19 protein-coding genes are annotated in these 22,762 nt (G+C 47.8%); 4 read left to right on the top strand and 15 right to left on the bottom strand.

Annotated features, from left to right (window positions below):
* Positions 1–162: 162 nt before the first annotated feature.
* Positions 163–1,179, top strand: coding sequence for a LacI family DNA-binding transcriptional regulator (locus MKX40_RS16970; protein ID WP_339234260.1), 1,017 nt, complete (start codon positions 163–165; stop codon positions 1,177–1,179).
* A gap of 185 nt (positions 1,180–1,364) precedes the next feature.
* On the opposite strand, the gene MKX40_RS16975 is transcribed toward MKX40_RS16970, so the two are convergent.
* From MKX40_RS16975 to MKX40_RS16985, 3 genes are read right to left on the bottom strand one after another with little or no spacing between them, the layout of a single operon-like run.
* Positions 1,365–2,258, bottom strand: a complete 894-nt coding sequence (locus MKX40_RS16975) for an NAD-dependent epimerase/dehydratase family protein (RefSeq protein WP_339234262.1) — start codon at positions 2,256–2,258, stop codon at positions 1,365–1,367.
* A 27-nt stretch (positions 2,259–2,285) separates the two neighbouring features.
* On the bottom strand, positions 2,286–3,008 hold the full coding sequence (locus MKX40_RS16980) for an SAM-dependent methyltransferase (protein ID WP_339234264.1): 723 nt from the start codon (positions 3,006–3,008) through the stop codon (positions 2,286–2,288).
* A gap of 30 nt (positions 3,009–3,038) precedes the next feature.
* The gene (locus MKX40_RS16985) at positions 3,039–4,019 is read right to left on the bottom strand and encodes a Gfo/Idh/MocA family oxidoreductase (RefSeq protein WP_339234266.1); all 981 of its coding nucleotides are present in this window, start codon (positions 4,017–4,019) and stop codon (positions 3,039–3,041) included.
* A 381-nt stretch (positions 4,020–4,400) separates the two neighbouring features.
* On the opposite strand from MKX40_RS16985, the gene MKX40_RS16990 reads away from it, so the two are divergent.
* Together MKX40_RS16990 and MKX40_RS16995 are read left to right on the top strand one after the other, a co-directional pair.
* Positions 4,401–4,985: a bifunctional transcriptional activator/DNA repair enzyme AdaA gene (locus MKX40_RS16990; RefSeq protein WP_339234269.1), complete on the top strand. Its 585-nt coding sequence runs from the start codon at positions 4,401–4,403 to the stop codon at positions 4,983–4,985.
* Positions 4,982–5,800 (top strand): radical SAM protein, encoded by an 819-nt coding sequence (locus MKX40_RS16995; protein ID WP_339234271.1) that lies wholly within the window; start codon positions 4,982–4,984, stop codon positions 5,798–5,800. The genes MKX40_RS16990 and MKX40_RS16995 overlap by 4 nt, the downstream gene beginning before the upstream one ends.
* Before the next feature lie 167 nt (positions 5,801–5,967).
* Here the strand turns inward: MKX40_RS16995 and MKX40_RS17000 are convergent, their stop codons facing one another.
* From MKX40_RS17000 to MKX40_RS17025, 6 genes are all read right to left on the bottom strand, one after another.
* Positions 5,968–7,074, bottom strand: a complete 1,107-nt coding sequence (locus MKX40_RS17000; RefSeq protein WP_339234273.1) for a Gfo/Idh/MocA family oxidoreductase — start codon at positions 7,072–7,074, stop codon at positions 5,968–5,970.
* Between the two features lie 96 nt (positions 7,075–7,170).
* Positions 7,171–7,896 (bottom strand): ThuA domain-containing protein, encoded by a 726-nt coding sequence (locus MKX40_RS17005; protein WP_339234275.1) that lies wholly within the window; start codon positions 7,894–7,896, stop codon positions 7,171–7,173.
* 79 nt (positions 7,897–7,975) lie between these two features.
* Entirely contained in the window at positions 7,976–9,148 is a 1,173-nt protein-coding gene (locus tag MKX40_RS17010; RefSeq protein ID WP_339234277.1) for a Gfo/Idh/MocA family oxidoreductase, read from the bottom strand.
* A gap of 54 nt (positions 9,149–9,202) precedes the next feature.
* Positions 9,203–10,252 (bottom strand): LacI family DNA-binding transcriptional regulator, encoded by a 1,050-nt coding sequence (locus MKX40_RS17015; RefSeq protein WP_339234280.1) that lies wholly within the window; start codon positions 10,250–10,252, stop codon positions 9,203–9,205.
* Between the two features lie 280 nt (positions 10,253–10,532).
* The gene (gene glpX, locus MKX40_RS17020) at positions 10,533–11,615 is read right to left on the bottom strand and encodes a class II fructose-bisphosphatase (RefSeq protein ID WP_339234282.1); all 1,083 of its coding nucleotides are present in this window, start codon (positions 11,613–11,615) and stop codon (positions 10,533–10,535) included.
* Between the two features lie 692 nt (positions 11,616–12,307).
* Positions 12,308–12,826, bottom strand: a complete 519-nt coding sequence (locus MKX40_RS17025; RefSeq protein WP_339234285.1) for a GNAT family N-acetyltransferase — start codon at positions 12,824–12,826, stop codon at positions 12,308–12,310.
* A 129-nt stretch (positions 12,827–12,955) separates the two neighbouring features.
* Between MKX40_RS17025 and MKX40_RS17030 the strand changes: the two genes are divergently transcribed.
* Positions 12,956–13,546, top strand: coding sequence for a YitT family protein (locus MKX40_RS17030; RefSeq protein WP_339234287.1), 591 nt, complete (start codon positions 12,956–12,958; stop codon positions 13,544–13,546).
* Positions 13,547–13,679: 133 nt separating this feature from the next.
* Here MKX40_RS17030 and MKX40_RS17035 read toward each other — a convergent pair whose 3' ends face one another.
* The 6 genes from MKX40_RS17035 to MKX40_RS17060 all read right to left on the bottom strand — a co-directional run bounded on the left by MKX40_RS17035 (position 13,680) and on the right by MKX40_RS17060 (position 22,737).
* The gene (locus MKX40_RS17035; RefSeq protein WP_339234289.1) at positions 13,680–16,259 is read right to left on the bottom strand and encodes a X2-like carbohydrate binding domain-containing protein; all 2,580 of its coding nucleotides are present in this window, start codon (positions 16,257–16,259) and stop codon (positions 13,680–13,682) included.
* A gap of 381 nt (positions 16,260–16,640) precedes the next feature.
* Complete coding sequence (locus tag MKX40_RS17040; RefSeq protein WP_339234292.1) at positions 16,641–17,159, bottom strand: (2Fe-2S)-binding protein; 519 nt, start codon at positions 17,157–17,159, stop codon at positions 16,641–16,643.
* Positions 17,156–19,612, bottom strand: a complete 2,457-nt coding sequence (locus MKX40_RS17045; protein WP_339234295.1) for a molybdopterin cofactor-binding domain-containing protein — start codon at positions 19,610–19,612, stop codon at positions 17,156–17,158. Before MKX40_RS17045 ends, MKX40_RS17040 begins: the two co-directional genes overlap by 4 nt.
* Positions 19,613–19,644: 32 nt before the next feature.
* The gene (locus MKX40_RS17050; RefSeq protein ID WP_339234297.1) at positions 19,645–20,559 is read right to left on the bottom strand and encodes an FAD binding domain-containing protein; all 915 of its coding nucleotides are present in this window, start codon (positions 20,557–20,559) and stop codon (positions 19,645–19,647) included.
* Between the two features lie 272 nt (positions 20,560–20,831).
* Entirely contained in the window at positions 20,832–21,497 is a 666-nt protein-coding gene (locus tag MKX40_RS17055; RefSeq protein ID WP_339234299.1) for a nucleotidyltransferase family protein, read from the bottom strand.
* Positions 21,463–22,737 (bottom strand): XdhC family protein, encoded by a 1,275-nt coding sequence (locus MKX40_RS17060; protein WP_339234301.1) that lies wholly within the window; start codon positions 22,735–22,737, stop codon positions 21,463–21,465. Before MKX40_RS17060 ends, MKX40_RS17055 begins: the two co-directional genes overlap by 35 nt.
* Positions 22,738–22,762 lie beyond the last annotated feature (25 nt).

Consider the following 22,762-nt stretch of genomic DNA (forward strand, 5'->3'; position numbering starts at 1 on the left):
TGGAACGTGCATGAGCAATTTAACAAAATGGTTTATGTGGTAGTGACGTTCAGAACCCTTTAGGGTTATCGGTAACCCTAACATAGCATGAGCCTATCTTGCTGTCAATTGGCATTATCCTATAGAATGGTAAGACTATGTTGCGGAAAGGTTAGATCTCTTATGATTACCATTTACGATATTGCCAAAAAAGCCAACGTCTCCGCCATGACGGTCTCCAAGGTCATTAACCATACAGGCCGCATAAGTTCCGCTACACGTGAACGTGTGCAACAGGTGATCGACGAACTTGGCTACATCCCGAACTCGAATGCGCGCAGCCTTGTGCTTCAGCGAACCCAGATGCTCTCGCTGCTTATTACGGATATTACCAACCCTTTTTATACAACTCTCGCCCGTGGTGCTGAAGATGCAGCCCATCTTCGAGGGTACCGTCTTTTATTTGGCAACAGTGATGAAGATTACAATAAGGAAAAGGACTACGTGGATGCGATTCTGTCAACTCGCGTCGATGGTGTACTCTTTGCCCCGGCGGGAGATCGGTCTCTGCCTCATCTGAAACAGTTACAGGAACGTCACATTCCGTTTGTCTTTCTGGACCGCACCGTACCTGGCATTACATCGGATATCATTGCGGGTGATAGCCGGGAAGGTGCAATTGAGCTGATCCGTTATTTGGTGCAATTGGGACACCAGCGCATTGCACTGGTCAATGGTTCTTCCGAGGTTTCTACCGCCAGACTGCGGGAGGAAGGTTATATAGAGGGTATACGTGAGGCCGGAGCTGAGATCGATCCCGAGCTTGTGCTTCGAACAGGGTACCGGAATTTCACCGATGAAGAGGGACTGGATCGACTACTCTCACAACCGGAGCAACCAACCGCTATTTTTGCAGCCAACAACATGCTGGCGATTGGGGTCATCCGACTTTTGCGCAAACGTGGACTACGTGTACCAGAAGACATATCTGTCGTGTGCTTCGACGATCTGGATCTGGCTTCTGCCTTTGATCCATTTCTGACCGTAGCGGCACAGCCTGCATATGACTTCGGGTTTCAGGGGGTACAAATGCTGATTGACAGGATTGAGGGAAAAGCCCCTTCCGAGCCCCAAACCATCATTTTACCGTCAGAAATTCGCATAAGGGCTTCTGCCTCTGCTCCACGAGAGCCACACTGACAGAACAACCTACCCATTGCTGTTATCGTTATCGTGTACGTGATTTCTCCCTCCTATCTGGATTGAGTCACGTTCAAATTCTGAAAAAAAGTACAACATAAAGAGGGTGCACCAGAGATTACGCTCTGGTTGCACCCTCTTTATGTTCATTCCGTGGTATTTCAGTTCTATCCAATGCGATATGTCTACCGCTCCGACTGTAATGCGAGAGCGACTTCTCGAACAAGTCCCGGGAACCAGTCCATCAGAGGTTCGAACGTATATCCAGCTTGTTCTGCCTTGGTCGTCACCATCGTCCATGATTGCTCAACGCCGAAGGGAGACATATCTTCTTTCACCGTTTCCGTAAGGATCTGGGACTGCATGCCCGTGACCGTCTCGATCAGATGTATCATGGCTGACAGCGTAATTGCACCCTTGGAAGCTGCATTCACCGGCCCGGTAATGGACGAATGTCCAAGCCAGGCAAGGAATCTTGCCGCTTCGGTGGAATTGATAAATCCAATCTCTGCATCCGGATTTGGCATGCCAATCGGTTTTCCTTTTTGCACATGTTCAATATGAAAATGGAGTCTTCTCGTATAATCATCAATCCCGAGTACAATTGGAATACGCATCGCTACGACCGGGAAATCCGCTTCCTGAAAAAAGACAGCCTCTGCAAGCCGTTTACCTTCTCCGTACGAAAAATCCTCCGCACTCCCATACTGTAATGGATATGTATACGGGTCAAAATCCGTTTCCTTAAATCCAGGTCTGGGATCACCGTAAACGGAGAGTGTGGATGTCAAAACGTATCTTTTGGTTCGCCCAGCGAATGCCTCGCATGCCGATTTTGCCGCATCTGGTGTATAACAGATATTGTCGTACACGACATCCCACATGTCTGTCTGCGCAACCTCTGCCAGAGATTCCGGGTCTTCACGATCCATCTTGATCCGGTTCACTTCGGGTCCGAAGTCGACATCCGTTTTACCACGAGTGGCGACTGTGATCTGCGACTTCCCTTCCCACAGTAAGTGATCCACGAGACGTTTTCCAAAAAAGCGTGTACCCCCAAGTATAAGGACTTTATTCATCCGAAAAACCTCCTATCTTGTTCAATTCTATTTAACAATGTGAAGCATGGTGTGAGCATTCCGTTGAAACTCATATGACGTTGGTTCTTCGGAAACGGCGTATCCACGCTGTTCGAGTATTAATTTTAATTCATCCATGTGCTTGTAACGTTCGCCAGACAGATCCACTGTTGGGAAAATGCGAACCTCTCGTTTGCTCACACGCAGCAGCTCCATTACGGTTGCAACATGAAAATCAACATGCAATCGATCCGCATACGTAAACAGGAAATGAGCGGATAACGTCAGATCGAATTGTTCATCGGCAAAAGGAAGATCCGGGAGCGCAGACGCCACATAACGGTCAGGGAACATTCTCATATCTGCGATGCAATCTGTGATGGCACGAGTTCGCTCTTCCTTTAACCCCTGGATTGATCCAAATTGATCCCACACATATATGTTTTGCACGGGTTCCATATGTTTCATCGTATGCTCAATATCCTGATATCCCTTTACTTCAAGCTCGTCGATCCCGTATTCGTAGGCAATATCTATCGCTATGGGGTCTGCACCCAACTTGCGCGCCTGACTGCTGAACGAACATGCTCCGCCGGGACAATCCAGAATCGACTTGCCAGTAATCTCCTCTACCGTTAAGTTGAACATTTTCATATATTCCTCGAAGGTTCTTCCTATAAAGACAATCTGTGACAATTCCAAACTACCAGAATCATTGGAGAGTTTGTTGCTCTGCTCATCTCTGCTCATCTCGTCTCAGCTACCTTTCCTGTTTTGGAATCAATCGTTAGGGAACACAAGCCCAATCTGCTTCCGAATCTGATCCATGACCTGCATCGTAACATAAGAGCGTTCATACGTGTTCATACTGGACTCCATCTGGCCTTCCTGAACCAGATTCACGAACTCCTCCACTTCATAATACATCGCCGGATGGTTTTGTTCGACTGTGAGTTGCTCCACCGTACCGTCATTGTATCGTATCTCTGCATGTTCTGGTGAACCAATCTTGTCAATGATGATGCTTCCCAGTTCCCCCATGATTTCGCTTGGTACATGAGAGTTGGAGATTTTGGAATAGGTAACGACCGCATCCATCCCATTATAATCCAGAAGCACACTCCCTTGTCCATCCACGCCAGATTCCAGCATCATCGCTTGGGACTGGACACGGTTAGGTGCACCAAACAATGTAATCAACGGATAGAGACAATATACACCGAGATCCATTAACGCACCATTGGCGAGTTCAGGCTTGAACGCGTTCAGGACAATCCCTTCTTTGTACTTGTCGTAACGCGAAGAATACTGAGAGTATCCTGCTACGTATTTGCGGACAGGACCGATTTTATGCAGGTTTTCCTGCACCATTTTGAAGTGGGGAACAAGAGTAGATTTCATCGCTTCCATAAGCAGAACCTGATGTTCTTGTGCTGTATCGATCATACTCCGAACTTCGGCGCTATTTGCAGCCAGAGGTTTCTCGCACAATACATGTTTGCCATTTCTCAGAAAAAGTTCAGCCTGCTCTGCATGAACCGTATTCGGTGTTGCAATGTAGACTGCATCGATCACATCACTTGCCGCCAACTCTTCCAGATCGGTGAAGCGATGCTCAACATCATATTTATCTGCAAATGCATTAGCCTTATCTTCAGTTCTTGAATACACGGCGGTTAATTTGAATCCTTCAACCTGTGCTGCGGCTTCAAGAAGCTTTTCTGTAATCCAGTTGGTACCCACTACGCCAAAACGAACCATGCCTACCTACCTCTTTCATCTATAAATTTCATTTGAGTTCTATATGAATCCAACTAAAGTATCTACACTTACCACTCCGATGACAGAATAACCTTCCGATCGCTGTTATCCCCAGATTTTTTTTAATTCCCTTCTTCAAAGGGAAAATCCGGGGATAAAGGCGAACGCTTCGCTTCTTCACGTTATTTCCGTCCTCTCCGTTCTCGTGTAGAAAGTTTAGTTGAACCTATATAACCTTTTATACCATCTTGTATATTGTAGCTCATATTTCGTTCAGATTGAAGAAAGGTACGGTATCCCGGTATTGATATCTTGCTTTTTAAGCTAAAACTTCGTCAATCCCTTGGAATCAGGGGTATAATTAGAGATGAGGTGATCACCATGGAAAGTCCGGATCAAGATCGCATACTGCCCAAATCGATAGATGAAAAATACTGGCGTGCCATCATCCACAACGATAATTCTTATGATGGAACGTTCTTTTACGGTGTACAGACAACAGGCATTTTCTGCCGCCCTTCCTGTAAGTCCAGAGCACCCAAAGCTGAAAATGTGCTGATATTTCAACGTGTTGAAGAAGCGTTGGCACGAAAGTTCAGGCCCTGCAAACGTTGTAAACCTACAGGGGAGCGGGTACCTGATCAGGAGTGGATATATGGGATCACCGATTACATTGAACATCATTACGCCGAACCGCTAACCCTGGATGTCCTTGCCACCGTGAGTCATGGCAGCCCTTATCATCTGCATCGTGTATTCAAGCGGATTACAGGCCGCACACCGGTTCAATATATTCAGGATAAACGAGTGACCGAAGCCCGGAATTTGCTTGAACATACCAGACTAACCGTCACGGATATTGGACGCCAGGTCGGTATACCTAACTCGGCTTATTTCATTACTGTATTTCGCAAACACACAGGTCTTACACCTGCACATTACCGCGAAAGGTATGACAACTCATGAAAACCAACCTTTCTTACAAAGTACCTAAAACGTTACTGAACAAAGGAACAGGTTTCCTTAATGGATATACACATACGTTGAATCCGTACACAGGCTGCGCCTTCGGTTGTTCCTATTGTTATGTCAGACAGATGCCAGTCTCTCTATTTCGCAAAGAGGATTGGGGGAGCTGGGTTGATGTGAAACAGGAGGCCTCCCGAGTGTTCGCCAAAGAATTGCAGCGTGCCCTGGCGAAAGGCAAAGTCACGCTGTTCATGTCATCCAGTACAGACCCGTATCAACCCGCCGAATACAAGGAATGTATCACGCGTTCATTACTTGAAACGATGGTACAGTATCCGCCCGATTTTGTATTGGTCCAAACCCGCAGTCCCCTCGTTACCCGGGATATAGATCTCTTACTACAGTTAGGAGACCGGGTTCGGGTCAGTATGACTGTCGAGACGGATTTGGACGATATGCGCAAACATTTCAGTCCTTCTGCTCCACCGATTGCAGGCCGATTACGTGCATTGGAACAGTTGCGGGATGCCGGAATACCCACACAGGTTGCGATTGCTCCCGTATTACCCAGCAGTGAGGATTTTGCAGCCATCTTGAGACCTCTCGTTCAGCGTGTATGCATTGACGATTATTTCATGGGCGATGGCAGTGAGGGCAAGCGCACCCGGCGACTCGGCATGGAGTCGCTCTACCAGCAAGTGGGGATGGCGGACTGGTATCATCCAGATGCGTATCAGATCGTCGTTGAGCGGATGAAAGACTATTTTGCCGAGGATGAAATCTGGATCAGTCAGGCTGGATTCGAGCCGTAAATGACTATATAAGTTGTCCAAAGAATATTTACACTGGACACTCCGATGACAGAACAACCTTCCGATCGCAGTTATCCCCAGATTTCTTGGATTTAATAAAAAATAGCCCCTTTCCTGATTTGCAGGAAAAGGGGCTATTCGTTATGACATAAACAATAATGGCTATCTTACTTATCCAATGTATACAATGGCAGATCCGCTGGCAATGCAGCCGGGCGCTGACACGAGCTTTTCATCTGGTAGAAAGTCTGTTCGTCGGATGAATCGTGGAATGCCCACATGGCCTCAAGAACATGGTACGCCAGTTCCCCGCTCGCCCGATGTGCGCGTCCGCTATGAGCTGCATAGGCCATATCTGCCACACCAATGCCGCGAGTATTTTCCTGATACCCTGGTAGAAGCGGAACTTCCGTCCATTCCTGTTCACCCAGCAAGCGGTAACGAACAGGACCGCCGAAGGTGTTGGGATCAGGTACCTGCAAAGTACCGTGCGTGCCATATATCTCAATCGGTGGCAGTGCACTTCCGCCAAATACGTCAAAGCTCGTAATCAGCGTGCCAATGGCACCCTGCTCAAACTGCAACAGACCCGTAACGTGAGTTGGAATTTCGACGGGAACCACTTGACCTCTTTTTTTCTCACTCGTAATCGTGCGTTCTTCCATGGCTTTACCTGTCATGCCCGCAATGGACTTGATAGGCCCCATCAGTTGAACCAATGCCGTGAGGTAGTACGGACCCATGTCGAACATTGGCCCACCGCCTGACGCGTAATAAAACTCCGGATCTGGGTGCCAGTGCTCATGACCACGGCTCATCATAAATGCGGTCGCCGCTACCGGCTTGCCGATCACTCCTTCCTCCACCAATTGAAGTGAAGTCTGGATGCCTGATCCAAAGAACGTCTCTGGTGCGCAGCCTACGAGCAGTCCTTTACGCTTCGCTGTTTCGAGCACAGCCTGACCTTCCTCACGGGTAACTGCGAGCGGTTTCTCCACATAGACATGTTTGCCTGATTCGAGTGCCCGCAAGCATACATCCGCATGAACGGAAGGAATCGTCAGGTTGATGATCAGCTCAATCTCGGGATCAGCCAAGATTTCATCCACGCTGTATACGTTTGGCACGTTATAGGCTGCAGCCTGCTCCTCTGCACGTTTCCGATCAAGATCCGCAACAGCAACAAGTTCCAGCACCTCGAACCGGTGACAGTTTTCCATATATATACCGCTGATTTTACCGCAGCCAATAATGCCTACTTTCATTGTTTTCATGCCTGGGGCTCCCTTCGCCGTGGATCAGAAATGGTTTATCCATTGAGGATGAATTGTTGACACTGAAGTTACGTTTGCAATCAAACTACGATCTCATTAGTTCTGGTTGTCCGCCATACCTGTATACACTTCAGTTGCGGCACTTACTCGACTCTTGGCAAGTTCCTTGCCTGCTGCTGTCCATTTGAAACCACTGCGCATCATTTCAGTCACAGGTTTCATGTCTACAATGTCTGCATGGTGTCCCAGTGAGTTGTAAAATACCCGTCCTGCTCCCCATCGTTTCGTCCAGACAACAGGCATATCTACGGGGCCATTCGCTGCATGCGGACCACTTACCACTGGAAAACGAGTTGTGGCCAACACTTCCACAGCCGGGTCAACGTGCAGGTAATACTGTTCACTTTTCACCTGAAAATCTTCAATATGATCCAATAACGGGCTGGAGCCACGTTTCATGTTCACCATGTATTCCACACCATCGTTACCTGGATGGGCAACCCATTGTCCACCCGTCATAAACTGCCAGTCCACGTTATTTCGGAAGGCATCACACATCCCACCATGAAGACCAGCCAAGCCCACACCGCTCTGAACAGCCGCTGATACGTTATTGACCAGTTCCTGCTCAATCTGCCCCATCGTCCACAATGGCACGATCAGATCCAGACCCAGCAACTTCTCTGCATCTGCATAAGACTCCAACGTATTCGAGACTTCAACCTCGAACTGCTCTTCCTTCAAAATGCGCTCAAAAATCGCTGCTACTTGCTCCGGTTCATGTCCATCCCAGCCGCCCCATACAATCAGTGCTTTACTCATCGTTTTATCACTCGCTTTCGGATATATTAGTTGTGTTCTACTCTAATCCTGATGTCTCTGTCTCGCTATCCATCTTTGCTTACATTTCTTCAAGCGTCACCCAGCGCCGCTCCGTCACCGAACGTTCCACCGCTTCCAGTACAGCCTGACAAGCGACCCCATCGTGGAAACTCGGTGATGGTTGTCGTCCTTCAGAGATCGCTGTCACCAGCTCCAGCATCTCATGTGTGAACGTGTGCTCGAATCCAATCGTATGTCCGGCAGGCCACCAGGCCTCAGCATATTTGTGTGCAGGATCAGTTGCCAGTACACGGCGGAATCCCTGTACGTCCTCTTCATCCTTTGTAAAATATACTTCCAGTTCGTTCATCCGCTCAAAATCAAACCGTACACTCCCGAGACTTCCGTTAATCTCAAACGAGTTCGTACTGCGATGCCCCGCTGCAAAACGTGTAGCCTCGAAGCTGCCCAGCGCACCTCCTGCGAATCGTGCCAGGAACAGCGTCGCGTCGTCAACGGTCACTTCTCCTTTCGGTGCATCCGCATTCGAACTGCCCTTAGCGCTCAGTCCTGTCATCTCGGCTGCGAGCGGTCGTTCTTTGATAAATGTTTCGCTCATACCGATAACTTCCTGGAATTCACCAACGAGGAAACGAGCCAGATCGATTAAGTGTGCACCCAGATCCCCATGGGAACCGGAGCCTGCAACTTCTTTTTGCAAACGCCATACCAGCGGGAACGAAGGGTCCATGATCCAGTCCTGAAGGAAAAACGCACGGAAATGATAGATTTTGCCCAGTCGTCCGCTCTCCACCAGATCCTTCGCTAATTGCACTGCTGGTGAGAATCGATAGTTGAACCCGACCATATGAGCGACTCCGGCCTCCTCTGCGGCCTGAAGCATCTCACGCGAATCCGCGAGGGACAGAGCCAGTGGTTTCTCACAAAAAAGGTGCTTGCCCTGACGGGCTGCTTCCAAAGCAATTTCCTTGTGGGCATCACTTGGCGCGTTAATATCAATCAGATCGATATCATCCCGCTTCACCAGTTCGCGCCAATCGGTTACACTTTCGGACCAGCCGAACTGATTCGCTGCCTCCTGCACTCCCTGCTCGTTACGTCCACAGATCACAGACATCTCAGGCTGCAGCGGAGCAGACGGGAAAAACATCGGCAGACTGCGATAAGCATTACTGTGGGCCTTTCCCATAAATTTGTATCCAACCATTCCGACACGAAGACGATTTGACATGGTCATTTCCTCCTTTGGAATAATAAAAATTCTTTTCATATGTGTACCAATAAACTATCGACGGATAGAAGAAGCACGGATGATCAGTTCGGTAGGCAACAACGCTCTCACTGATTCGGTTACCGTTGAAACAGGGTTATTCGCTTGATGCGTCTCACCCACAGACACATGCATAACCTTCGATGCTGCAAGTTCACCCATCTCAAAAAATGGAACCCTGACGCTGCTCAGCGGCGGAACCGCCATCTCGGCGGCATCGGAGTCGTCATAACCCACAAATGCCGGAAAGTCAGCAGGCCCTATTCCCCGCTCACGCAAACCATGCATCACACCAATGGCCATCCGGTCATTGGCCGCAAATACAGCATCAATCTCATGTAGCCGATCTGCTACAATCGCTGCCGCCTCAATGCCGCTTCGTCTGCTATAATTCCCCTCAAGCAACAGACTCGGGTCCAGCTCCATACCTGCTTCTTGCAGGCCAAGACGGACACCTTCCATTCGTTCCTGGCTGTTGGAATAGCTGTCTGGACCATTGAGAAAAGCGATTTTGCGATACCCCTGATCCGTAAGATGACGTATGGCAAGCCTGCTTCCTTCCACATGATCCGCATCCACTTCCGTGAATGATTGGCCCTCAAAATGCTGATTCATGACACAGAATGGGTGTCCTTCCTGGTGAAGCTGCTGCATGGCCGCCAGTTCTTCATGATCATCTCTGGCACCAAGGATAATGCAAGCGTCCACTTTCTGACGCCGGAACAGATCCGTATAATTCATTACTTCACCGGGTGTCCGGAACATAACCAGCAGATCCATGCCATGGTCTCTGGCTTTGCTTCCAATCCCACTCAGCATTTCCGAGAAAAAATACGCCGAGAACAGATGCGCCTTCGGAACATAAGGTAATACCACGCCAAGGTTCCCGCTTTTACTTCTGGCAAAACTGCGAGCAAGAGCGCTGGGCACATAGCCTAACTGTTCGGAAGCTTCAAGAACCTTGCGGCGTGTCTCTTCTTTAATAGGACCTACCCCATTAAGCACCCGGGAGACCGTTGCCTCGGAAACACCCGCAAGATCAGCCACTTCTTTACGAGATGCCATGAATTTCAACCCTTTCTAGCTCATCATTAAATCATATAATGGTTAAAAATAAATATTTATGTACGCGCGTACATTTTCTCATGCCATGTAACCGTTGTCAATGCTTTTAACACAAAAAATAATGAGGGCTGTGGATTAATCCAAGCCCTCATTATTATCTTACCAGAGATGGTACTTTCAATGATTCAAGCACCTGTAATCTTAGGGGTTCAAGTTACTTATCAACACTCAATACAACGATTTCAGTTGATCCTATTTGTTCAATTATGGAGAGTCCAGCTCACAACGTGGTTGGAACGCCATGATCAACGGAGGATTGACTAAACTCAGCCTGCTCCATCGTTTTCACAAGATTCGGAATGCGGTCCGATGGTTCTGGCGTGGATTGGAGCTGTCTTACCTTGTGCAGCACTTCTTTGTTAGGTAAGAAGTGTTGGGAACGAATAAACCGAATGGTTTTGGTTTTGGCACGCATGACAATCGAATCCGTCTCGGCGCGATCATCTGCAAGATATCGTACCCCTCCCAGGATCTCCCCTGGCGTTACACCCGTTGCGGCAAAAATGACGTCCTCCGTGCCGATCATATCCTGCATCGTTAACACTTTGTATGGATTATCAATCCCCATCTGCAGGCAGCGCTGGAATTCGTCGGCGTTGGCAGGCATCAGGCGACCTTGAATCTCGCCCCCAAGGCAAGATAACGCTGCGGCTGCCAGCACTCCTTCTGGCGCTCCTCCAGAACCGACATACAGATCAATGCCTGCCTCCGGGAAGGCCGGTGCCATTGCACCCGCCACATCACCGTCACTGAGGAACTTGATCCGCACGCCTACCTTGCGCAGGGTTTTAATTGTGCTCTCATGGCGCACACGATCCAGAATCATCACCGTTAGATCCGAGATATTTTTGTTCAATGCGGTAGCGGCTTTCTCCAGTGTGACTTCAACCGGATCTTCAATGCTGACCTTGCCTACAAGCGCAGGTCCTACCGCCAATTTCTCCATATACATGTCCGGTGCGTGGAGCAGGTTACCTTTTCCCGCCACTGCAATAACCGATAGAGCGTTGTTTAGTCCTTTGGCCACGATTTCTGTACCTTCGAGCGGGTCTACAGCCACGTCAACCTCAGGCCCCTCAGCGTTGCCCACTTCCTCGCCGATGTACAACATGGGTGCTTCATCCATTTCTCCTTCACCGATTACCACCGTGCCGCGAATAGACACGGAATCGAACATGGCGCGCATGGCCAAAGTAGCCGCTTCATCTGCACTGTTCTTGTCACCTCGTCCCATCCAGGGTGCTGAAGCTAACGCAGCCAATTCTGTTACTCTGACAATTTCCAACGCCAGTTCGCGTTCCATTTTTCCCACTTCCTTTCCAATTTCCAAAAGCATATCGTGAAAGCGCCACTAAATCCATCGCAAATCTATATGAAATTGATCTGTAATCGGCGCAGCAGCGCCTTTCGGACGATTTATCCCTTATTTATCCAATTAATATTTTGATTGATTTCAGTCCTTTTTTTGGCTCGTTTCAAGAGCCTTATTCGCCTGATTTTCACTTAAAATATTAATTTTATTTTCCATTTTCCGCGTCTAAAACCAAATAGTTTAACATGATGAATTAGCACGCCCTTTTCATGCGCAAGAAGTTCTTTTAACATAGTATATGTACAACTCATATAGTGATTATTAAGAACGTAACACGATCTATTAGACGACAAACGAAAACGATTTTCAACTGGCTGTCCAAACGCAGAAATAAACTAATACATTGTAATAACATACTTGAGACCAGCCTGCTCCCTTGAGGGATATTGAGCTAAACAATACTGCCAATTATGTATTAATCAGGACTTTAACTTTTACTAATGCCATAGATGCAGCTTATAATGGTCATCGAAAATAATAAGTTTACATAATATTTATTATGAAATGTTTCTCGTCCATTTCTACATTTTATTATTCAACGGTTCTGGCAAAACATAAAAAAGCCCGAAAGAATTCTGCTTAATTAGCATTTTTTCTCCCAAGCTTTCCCCTCAATGAACCAGTTACAGTATCGTTTTGGTCATTATCAAATCAATCTGTTCATCATCTCCCATGTAAAAAGCATGAGCTCCAGTCTGTACAAACCCCATCTTTTCATAAAAGGCGATGGCATTTTCGTTTTTCTCCCACACCCCTAACCAGATACTCGTTTTGTGATGTTCTGTTGCCATCTCTATGGCTTTATGGAGCAATACTTTACCAAGGCCCTGCTTTTGGAACTCTTTTCTGATGTATACCCGCTCAATCTCGAGGGACTCCAAGCCCATCTTCTCAGACTGCGCATCATTGATATTTACCTTCATATACCCTGCAATTTTATTGTTCACATAAGCAAAAAGAAATTGTGATTCCGCATTGGATAGTTCAGTCTCTAATTGCTCCCGATTAAACGCCTTTTCCAGATAAGCATTCATATTTTCGGATGAATTTTGCGCTTCAAACGTTTCATTAAACGTCTCATAACTAATCTCCTGCAGTTCACATACATGTTCAATGGTACATATGTCTATACGAATCGTCATTTAGGTTCACATTCCTTTAACACGTTAATCATGAATCATTTGTTGCAAATGCAATAAAAAAGGATTACATTAAATTTATCTTATTTTTGTTGCACTTGCAACATAATATCAAAAAAGAGGTTGAATGAATTGAAATATGTGCTTTTTGTCGCAGGTATTCTCATCTTGACGCTTGGCATTTCCCTTACCATCCAATCTGAACTGGGCACCTCACCGTTTGATGCACTTCTGGTGGGGCTTTCCCAACATGTAGGGCTAAGTGTAGGAAGCTGGGAGGTCATCATTGCACTCTTATTAATTGGATGCAATTCGCTTTTGAAGCAGCAAAAACCCGAGTTTTTGGGTCTCGTCACCGCGTTCATTACTGGTATGGGGATCGATATATGGTTATATGTATCTGAATCTATAATCACGCCTGAGGTCTGGTACAGCAAACTGATGACTTTTGTCATTGGATTAGTGATCATAAGTATCGGCACGGCCATCTATTTACAAACCAATTTCGCACCCATTCCAATTGACCGCTTAACCTTAGTTCTGCACGAAATCACGCGAACGCCCTTATTTGTATCGAGAACATTGATTTACTTTGTATTTTTGATGCTGGCATTCCTTTTTGGCGGACCGATCGGGCTTGGTACATTATTAACTGTATGTTGCGCAGGTCTGCTTCTTCAGTTCATCATGGGCCATACGAATAAGATCATAGATCGCATATGAACAGATAGGTATACATTGTCACGTACTGAGCTTTAAAAAGAACATTCCTTCTAACGAATGTACACCGTCTACATCATAAAAAGCTGGATCAGAGGTTAACTCCCTGATCCAGCTCCTCAATGTTCTCTCTTCCTTACGGCTCAATTCCCCATACCAGCTGACCATTCACATACCCGGTAACCTTATCATGGTTTGCAAACTGACTGCCAGATGCCTTGAACGAGTAATCATTAGTCTGGGTGTAATTCGTCCAATTGTTTTTGGAGAAGCGAGCTTGAACCTCTGCGCTCTGCCCTGCATTCAATGTTCCCGCTGCACTTGTAAAGCCCACTTCAAGATAATGATCTGCCCCTGCAACTGGAGTGGCCAATTTAACGAATTGACTGGTTACATTTGCACTTCCCATACTGGCCCAGTCCGACCAGAACGTCTGAGTTTCTTCCCCGTCAATCGTATAGTAATACCGAAGTTTGACATCACTCAACGGAATGGCCGAATCACCAGAGTTGATCAATTTGAATTTGGGTGATATTCCGTTGGTGGATGCACTTGTATTGCCGTTAAACGCTTGAATCGTCATATCTCCGGCAGGCACAGTAACTGTACTGTCTACTACCTTCACTGTTAATACAGCGTTATTTCCTCCATTGAAGTGAAAGGTCAATACGTTTTGGCCCAGCGGCAGCGTGGCAAGATAGGATTTGTTCAACACAATAGCAGCGCCGGATGCCGTATAATCCTGACCCGCTACAAGCGTCACATTCCCCTTCGTGATGCTTGTAAGCTGACGGCCATTCAAGGTGAGAGACACATTCATATCTTGCGCGTAATTCGTCGCTTTATCGAATGTTGCATTCACAGGTGAAATCACAGCATCGGTACTCGGTGTTGAATCCACGATTTTGACTTTTAACACAGGGTCCTGGCCTTGATTAAAATCCAGAACAATCGAATGCTCGCCAACGGGTAGTGTCGCCAGATAAGCTTTTTTCAGCAGCAGCGTACTTCCGCTCAGGGTATAGTCCGTATTTACGGTCAACACATGGTTGCCGGCCCGAAGAGCGGTTAGCGTATGACCATTTGCATTTACCGTTACGACTTTGTCAGCTTGATTGGGTGCATATTTATCAAATTCGACGTTTGCAGGTGTAATGGATGCGCTTGGGTTGGGATTGTTAACCTTTAAACTCGGCAGCTCATCCAACGTAATGACATAATCACTTTGATAAAGCGTTTTCAATGTTGCCGGGTAATTAAATGCAGAACTCATCAGATGCTCGCCATACCAAGGACAGAAGTACAGCCAACCTGATTTCTCCTCTGTCAGATTTTTCACGCTTGGAATCGTGTCGTTCTCCGTCATCGCTACCATTTTGGTACCACCCGTCAACTCAACAAGCTTATAGAAAATCGAGGTAATCGCATCCTCATTGGGCACGCCCGACAAACCGTCATAACGGTTGTAGATCGTATTGTATTTGTCGTATCCGACAAGATCTACCTGGTCATCACCCGGATACCAAGCCGGAGAAGTACTATATACATAGCTGTTGTACGTCCAGATCAGATTGTGCAAGCCATACGTCTCGGTCAGTTCAGTATAGAGCAGATCCCATAGCTCTTTGTACACGTCTGCGCCTGCTGAAGCCCACCAGAACCATGCGCCTTCCCCGTTCAGTCCGCCGTTGCCCTCCGCTTCATGATACGGACGGAACAAAACCGGCACGTTGTTGTCCTGCAAAATCAGCAGTTGTTCTGCCAGATCCTCAATGGTCATCATCACGTATTGATACTCTTTGGTACCGGGAATGACCGCATTCGCTGTATTAAAATTCGTCTCGGTTGGCTTATACGTAGCTTCTTTCCAATCAACAAAGTCCCCTAGTTCATACGTATTGAAATTGCGGGGTACATTGATATGCCAGGAAGCTGTTGCAATACCTTCACGATTATTCACCCAATCAATCATGCGATCGGTTGTACCGTCCTCCCAACCATACAGCGGATTGTAATTCATCATATCAAAGCCGCGAATAGCCGGATACTTTCCGGTCAGATCATGAATCCATTCGAATTCAAGTTCTGAATCTCCGTCATTCCCTCCTCCGTAGATTTCTTGCTGCCCAGAAATAATATGGTTACCATATACCTCCGTTAAATAGTTCATCAAAATTTGTGTTTCCGGTGTCGCCTCAGGATCACTTAGAATTGGCTGTACATTCAGAGGGTCCAGTTCCGCATAATCCACGGTAAAAGTATCAAAATACGCGAAGCCCCAGCCAGCCTTCAGCTCAATGGTATTGCTACCCTGGTTCAGCTTGTGAAATCCAAAGTCGAAGTCTGACCATGTTGTCGTGTAAGGCAGCATGTACGCACCTTTTGTAACACCATTTACGATTAAATTTTGAGACCTTCCATCCGCACTGAGCTCCTGCATATATCGTGTGGAGATTGCGTACATGCCGGTTTCCGGGACAGTAACGGTGAAGGTTAATGTGCCAGAGTTCTGCATCCAGACAAAGCCAGCCCCTGAGAATCCGGGCTTGGGTTGTCCATAGATCGAAGTGACCACTTGAAGATCCGGGGTGAGCTGCGCATCTTCGCTTTCGATGGTGAACAGTGGGGTGTCTGCATGAACGGGCGCTGTCATTAATCCAAGCAGCAGAGCCAATGCCAGCATCATTGCGGTTGCCTTTTTGAGCAAATTTTTCATCCATTCCATCTTCCTTCCCATGTAAAATATAATAATGAAATGTCAATGAACCCATTCATGATGGCGCTTTCATTTTAAACATATCACGCCCGTCAATATTTGTAAATATATGGTTAAAGTAAACATTTGAAATTCCTTTGTACCAGTACTTTGAATGCCATATTCCTATTATTTCACCAATATTGATGACAATCGAAAACGGTTCATTATCTAACCAGAATCGGGCGTAAACCTCATCTCCCATTATATGATTGTACTTGGCAGAACACCTAAAAAAACAAAACAAAAAAAGCATTCCTGGATCGAATGCTTTTCTAAAGAATGATTCTTCAATTCTCCTAGTTTTTGTTTTTATGCCTACGCATACGTCCCGGCACCCATTCAACTAACGGTTTCTTCGGCAGACGTTTCCTTTATCGCACAGCGTTCCCCTGCCTTGCGTACCGCCCGAATAATGCCACCATAGCCGGTACAACGACACAGATTCCCGCACAACCCCGACTCAATCTGTTCTTGAGATGGCTCTGGATGTGCATCCAGTAATGCCTTGGTTGAGATCACCATGCCCGGAGTACAGTAGCCGCACTGGAAGCCTCCTTCCTCCACAAAAGCTTGTTGAATCGGATGCAGGGTGCCTTTCTCCTCGCCATGCAGACCTTCAATGGTCACAATGTCACTGCCTTCACATTGATAAGCCATGACAAGACAGGAATTCACCGGCTCTCCATCCATCAGAACCATACATGAGCCGCAGCGACCAACTTCGCAGGATACTTTGGTACCCGTCAGTTGCAAATGAGTCCGAAGCACATCGACAAGTCGGGTCGTTTGCGCAATCTCCAGATGTTTATGTTCACCATTCACAATGGCTGTCCAGTGATTCTTAAGTGGCTTATTCATGATGGGCTCACTCCTTCCTGCAAAGGTACATTTAAAGGTCTGACCAGTTGTTCCCTCGGTACAGGAAGACGGTTAACCCATACACCTGTCGCCTGATGTATTGCGGCAGTAATGGCTGGCGCAAGCGCTACGGAACCAATCTCACCGATCCCCCTCGGTCCAAACGCATCACCTTCGGGTAAGTCTTCAATCGCTTCAACCTCCAGTTGGGTATGAATATCCTGAATGGTTGGGATCATATACGTGTCAAGGTTCGTGGTTACATAACGGCTGTCCTGCATGACCGCATCCTCGGTCAACGTGAATCCCAGCGCCATGACACTGCCGCCTTCAATCTGTCCAATATAGCCCATAGGGTTGATAACTGGACCTGCCGCTACGACATGGCGTGTATCGAGCAGCTTGGTTTCTCCGGTCAACGTATTGACTTCCACCTCTGCCGCAACCGCCGCATACGTATACAAATAATGCCCGCCTACCACATTGTCCGGCGTAGTTGGGTAATCGAACTTTGTATCGAAAATCCATTCATCGGCTTCGCCCTGCGTCGCGAGTTCAGCATACGAGATCACGAAGTCTGAACGCTCTCCTTCTTTCGCCTTCGCTTCAATTCTTTCAGCCTTCTCTAGTTTTTCTGCTTCTTCAGACGTTTGAATTATGCCTTCCAGCGCCAATGCTACTTTCTTCTCGCTCTTTCCTGTCCCTTGCACATCTGTTTCTACTTCTGAACTTTCGGCAGGAAGCTGACCTTTGCGCCATATCCCCCCAGGTCCTGTTACCAGTTCATCCGCCGGAATGCCCGATGCCTCAGATGCAACAGCGAGGACATGGGAACGAAATGGAGACTGCAAGCGTTGAAGAGCCATCCAGGCCATCGTTGTTGAACGTGAAGCTGTACTTGATCCGCTGTGTGGCACACGATCCGTATCTCCAATGATAATACTGAGATCCGATGTATTGCACTGGAATAGATCACATAACATAATTTCCAGCGTTGCAACGAGACCCTGACCGAATTCCTCGTAGCTGAATGCCACCTCAATCTTGCCTTCATTATTCAGGGACAAGCGACCGCCCGCAGGATCTGGAATGCCATAACCGAGCCCTGCACCATGCATGGCAATTGCTGCTCCGACACCACGCTTGATCCATGGTGGCAAAGTAGGATCTGTCGGGGGATGCTGATGTTTTTGCCACAGTTCGGAGCGATCCAGTGCCTCCCATACTTGGGACAGTCCATCCGTGACCAAAATGCGTTGATTCAGCGGTCCGGGATCATTCTTTTCCCTCATATTGCGTCTGCGGAACTCCCAAGGGTCCATGTTCATGATTTCTGCAAGCCGATCCATCTGGCCTTCCATGGCAAAAATCGCCTGGTTCCCGCCAAATCCGCGAAACTCACCCGACAATCCATTATTCGTATACACAGACACACCTTCCACATCCACATTCGGAATGGCGTATGGTCCAAGGCAATGTTCGGTACAGAAGTTCAGCACGGGTGCACCCAGTGTGGCATACGCTCCCGTATCTGCTGTAATACGGACACGATGCGCTTGTATGATACCTTCTCGACTCATACCGGTCTGCATTTCAATCTTCATGGGGTGCCGTTTTAGCCCTGCACGCACGGATTCTTTACGTGAATTATGCATTTTCACAGGACATCCGCATCTCAAGGCCAGCAGTGCACCATAAGGCTGTACGTTGAGTTCATCTTTTCCGCCAAATGAACCACCAATCGGTGAAGACACCACGCGAATATCTTCTTCAGGACAGCCAATAATGCGTGCAAGCTGCATCCGGTCTTTATAGCCATGTTGCGTTGCCGCGTATACATTCAGCCTTCCCTCTTCATCCGGGACAAACAAGCCACCTTCTGTCTCCATGTACGCATGCATCTGGCGAGGCGTATAATAGGTCTCTGTCACGATATGATCACATGTGGCAAAGGCTTGCTTGGCGTCTCCACGTTTGATCTCCGTCCGATGCAGCACATTACCTGGACCATGCTCATGCAACTCTGGTGCGCCGGGAGCCAATGCAGCATCTGTACTATTCAACGGTGTGAGTTCCTCATACTCTACACGAATCGCATCCAGCGCAAGTGCCGCACGTTCCGGGGAATCCGCAGCAACCGCTGCAATGGCATCCCCAACATAACGAACGATATCCTCGCAGAACACAGGCTGATCCGGGGTCGCAATGCCAAAACGATTCAGACCAGGTACATCTTTGGAGGTCAGAACCGCATAGACACCTTCCAACGCCTCAGCTTCCGAAGTATCTATAGACAATATGCGAGCATAAGGATATTCGCTTCGCAATACTCTGCCATGAATCATGTCAGGCAGCGTCATATCCGTCAGATATTGAAGCTGACCTGTTACTTTGGGTGCCCCATCTGGCCGCAGGTGCCAGCGTTTCCCGCTCTGTTTCCGATTCAGCAGCATAATCCTCTCCCCCTTTGCTTGATCCCTTTTATCTATACGTGAAGTGCCTCCCATAGCCCGGCACCAAGAAGGTTGCCTGCGGTCTGTTTACGATAATGTTCCGTTGCAAATGCATCGCCATAAGTCGTAAATTCGTCAACCACAGCAGTTGCGAGGGTCGCTGCTTGCATGACAGAAGCTTCGCTACCAAGAAGCTGTTGTTCCGACTTTAGAAGTCGCATCGCCATGCCCGAGCCTCCACCAGCCGCAATCGCAATCTTGGTCCAGCGATGATCCGAATCAATCTCACCGTATAACGCAACCGTCACCAGCGATGCACTGAACGTCTCCCGTCGACCCAGCTTGCGGTAAAAGGATACCTCTCGTGCAGCAGGCTTGTTCCCACTGTCCACATCAAGCAGAGAGGACGGTCTCATCGGGATATGAATCGAGATTAATACGTCCCCTGGATTACGGCTGCCATCCGGTCCACCCTGAAGCCAGGAAGACACACTTCGAATTTCAATTCCGTTGTCCGTTAACCAGTGCAACTTCGCATCATATACGAGCAAAGCAGTCAGGGTATCCCCGACTCCAGACACAATATTCCCGCCAATGGTTGCCACATTACGAATGGAAGGGGCAGCAATTCCATTCACCGCTTCTTGCAGGATCGGCAGTTGATGCAGCAACGCCTGTGAAGCACATTCCTTTAAACAGGTCATTGCGCCAATGACGATCTCATCTTCACGATTCGATATACCGCTCATTTCAGGAATACGAGCCAGGCTAATCATGTGTTCAGGTGCCGGAACCAAGCCGCCCTCCCACTGGGTTCGCAGTAATGTTCCACCTGCTGTGAAACAACATATTCCCTTGAATCTAGTTCTCAACGTTTGCAGTTCTTGCAAGTTCTCAGGCTGCCATATCGAGGGCAATGCTCCAGAACCATATGCCGGTGTTACCATCGCCGCATCCCCTTTCTCTCTCTTCCATGGGCAGGACATTCAACCGTCTGATCCAGATAATTCTTCAAATCATATGAGAGTTAAGCAGCAACGTCAATTACCTTCACATCGTTTTGGATAAATGTCTAAAACCTGAGTTCTATTTGTGCTTGATGCATTATGATCTATCAAAAGCTAACACGAAGTTTCTTTCACCACACGTAAAAAGAAGACAAACAGGCCAACCAGAATGCCTGGCTGACCTCATCATGTAATTAAATTATACATAGTCATTAATCTTCTCCTGTTATATAGCCTGCCTGCCCCGATTCATATACATGATTCAAAATGCGTTCCAATTCCGGTTCTGTATCCGCGTCCCAGAAACTAGTCTCAGACAGTGGCACATGTACTCCTGAATAGTTAGCGCTGCGCATAATCTTGCGTGCCCCCTCATCTCCATGCAGAGACAACAGAAGACCGAACATATGGGAGCGAAAAGCAACGGGCGGCTTGCCTCCCTCACCGTCGGTAGCTGCGACATAGTCACTCAGCTTGTGGGTAGCCAGTGCTGTGCTCACCCGATTAATATCCTGTGCTTTTAATAAAGGCTGATCACCCAGTAACATGAGAATGCCCTCTGGTTGGTACTCCATGGCCGACAATACGCCAGAATGAAGAGAGTTGGCCATACCGCAAACATAGTCAGCACAGGCTACAATTCGAAGTCGCGCTGTGGGATGATACGCATACGTGGCAGAATCAATCCATTTTACAGGCAACCAAGCCAATGAATCTTCCGGTTTGACCACACAGATCACCTGATCCAGATCCGAATCCAGCGCAGCTTCCAGTGACCATGCAGCCAGTGACCTCCCGTCTGGCATGACAACCGAGAGTTTATCCCGACCAAGGCGAGAACTCCTACCTGCTGCCAGAACGATGCCCGTCATTCGCATGTGCAACGCTTCCCATCTGTCCTACCTCGGAACTCAAGGAAGAAACCTTATGTTTACATGCGATCAATTCCGCTGCAATGCTGATGGCGATCTGTTCAGGACCGTCTGCTCCGATGCTCAAACCAACGGGAGAATGCACATTTTTCAATGGTAGTAAACCATCCAGCAGACGGGCTGTTCGTGTTTTGGAACCCATGATCCCAAGATACGCATACTCACAGTCCACTAACATCTCCAACAGTTCACGTTCGCGGGGGAAATTGTGACTCATCAAAATCAAATAATCCCCTTTGTTTACGTTTAACAGAGGCATGATCTCACATGGGAAACCCAATACGAGTTCTGTTCCAGGGAACCGTTCCAAGGTGCATATGGACTCTCGCCAATCGGCTACAACTACACGGAATCCTGCGGACCGGGCGAGTCTGGCAACAGGAATAACATCATTTCCGGCTCCGATGATAATCAGGCGAGGTTTGGGTGTGTACTGCGAAGTCAGTTGCTGCGGGAGATCCCAGGGATTCGTTGAGATCGCATCGTTAGTCGGTATATCAGCCTCAGAGATATGTTGTGAATCACCAGATAGATCGGAAGAGTGAGATCCGTTTGACGTAGCAGGTATCATTTCAGGCACAAGCGTAAGGCGAGGTATATCGGGAGAATGTTGTGTTGATGCCGTATGTTCATGCTTGATATTCCCACTACTGTGTTGTACATCAACCTGCAATGAAGCTGGATTATTGTTCGTCACGCGATCATGAGGAGGGACGAGCGAAGGACGCAAGACCGGATGCCCCTTTGCCGTAGGCTCAACTCGTTTCCAGCCATATTGAACCCTTGTGTAATCATCATGGAATGTTCGGATTAACGTTGTTGCAGCGCCGGATTGCAAACACTCATGCATCTTCTGCAACGTAGATCGGAGTTCACCACACACAGGTTCAAGCAGCACAACAACGAGTCCGCCGCAGCCAATGGTCTCCCCCCAGGACAGATCATCCTCGGGACGCATGTCGTACTCCACGAACTCCATCTGGTTTGTATCCAGCACATGGCTCACCCGGGCCTGAAGATCACTCTCCAGGCATCCCGGACTGATACTGCCAACCATTTGGCCTTCCTCGGTCAACAGCATAGAGACTCCCTGCTTACGGTAAGCATGACCCTCTACCTTGATCGCTGTTGCGAGCACACAGCGCATTTCACGGGCTGCGATTGCACACAGATCATGCATTTCCATATCGGTCTCCATCCTTTCTGAATTG

The sequence above is a fragment of the Paenibacillus sp. FSL R5-0517 genome (assembly GCF_037974355.1).
Taxonomy (GTDB): domain Bacteria; phylum Bacillota; class Bacilli; order Paenibacillales; family Paenibacillaceae; genus Paenibacillus.

Bases quoted from the DNA above. Each gene is read 5' to 3' on its own strand.
- MKX40_RS16970 (WP_339234260.1), top strand. From the start codon at position 163: ATGATTACCATTTACGATATTGCCAAAAAAGCCAACGTCTCCGCCATG.
- MKX40_RS16975 (WP_339234262.1), bottom strand. From the start codon at position 2,258: ATGAATAAAGTCCTTATACTTGGGGGTACACGCTTTTTTGGAAAACGT.
- MKX40_RS16980 (WP_339234264.1), bottom strand. From the start codon at position 3,008: ATGAGCAGAGATGAGCAGAGCAACAAACTCTCCAATGATTCTGGTAGT.
- MKX40_RS16985 (WP_339234266.1), bottom strand. From the start codon at position 4,019: ATGGTTCGTTTTGGCGTAGTGGGTACCAACTGGATTACAGAAAAGCTT.
- MKX40_RS16990 (WP_339234269.1), top strand. From the start codon at position 4,401: ATGGAAAGTCCGGATCAAGATCGCATACTGCCCAAATCGATAGATGAA.
- MKX40_RS16995 (WP_339234271.1), top strand. From the start codon at position 4,982: ATGAAAACCAACCTTTCTTACAAAGTACCTAAAACGTTACTGAACAAA.
- MKX40_RS17000 (WP_339234273.1), bottom strand. From the start codon at position 7,074: ATGAAAACAATGAAAGTAGGCATTATTGGCTGCGGTAAAATCAGCGGT.
- MKX40_RS17005 (WP_339234275.1), bottom strand. From the start codon at position 7,896: ATGAGTAAAGCACTGATTGTATGGGGCGGCTGGGATGGACATGAACCG.
- MKX40_RS17010 (WP_339234277.1), bottom strand. From the start codon at position 9,148: ATGTCAAATCGTCTTCGTGTCGGAATGGTTGGATACAAATTTATGGGA.
- MKX40_RS17015 (WP_339234280.1), bottom strand. From the start codon at position 10,252: ATGGCATCTCGTAAAGAAGTGGCTGATCTTGCGGGTGTTTCCGAGGCA.
- glpX (WP_339234282.1), bottom strand. From the start codon at position 11,615: ATGGAACGCGAACTGGCGTTGGAAATTGTCAGAGTAACAGAATTGGCT.
- MKX40_RS17025 (WP_339234285.1), bottom strand. From the start codon at position 12,826: ATGACGATTCGTATAGACATATGTACCATTGAACATGTATGTGAACTG.
- MKX40_RS17035 (WP_339234289.1), bottom strand. From the start codon at position 16,259: ATGAAAAATTTGCTCAAAAAGGCAACCGCAATGATGCTGGCATTGGCT.
- MKX40_RS17040 (WP_339234292.1), bottom strand. From the start codon at position 17,159: ATGAATAAGCCACTTAAGAATCACTGGACAGCCATTGTGAATGGTGAA.
- MKX40_RS17045 (WP_339234295.1), bottom strand. From the start codon at position 19,612: ATGCTGCTGAATCGGAAACAGAGCGGGAAACGCTGGCACCTGCGGCCA.
- MKX40_RS17050 (WP_339234297.1), bottom strand. From the start codon at position 20,559: ATGGTAACACCGGCATATGGTTCTGGAGCATTGCCCTCGATATGGCAG.
- MKX40_RS17055 (WP_339234299.1), bottom strand. From the start codon at position 21,497: ATGCGAATGACGGGCATCGTTCTGGCAGCAGGTAGGAGTTCTCGCCTT.
- MKX40_RS17060 (WP_339234301.1), bottom strand. From the start codon at position 22,737: ATGGAAATGCATGATCTGTGTGCAATCGCAGCCCGTGAAATGCGCTGT.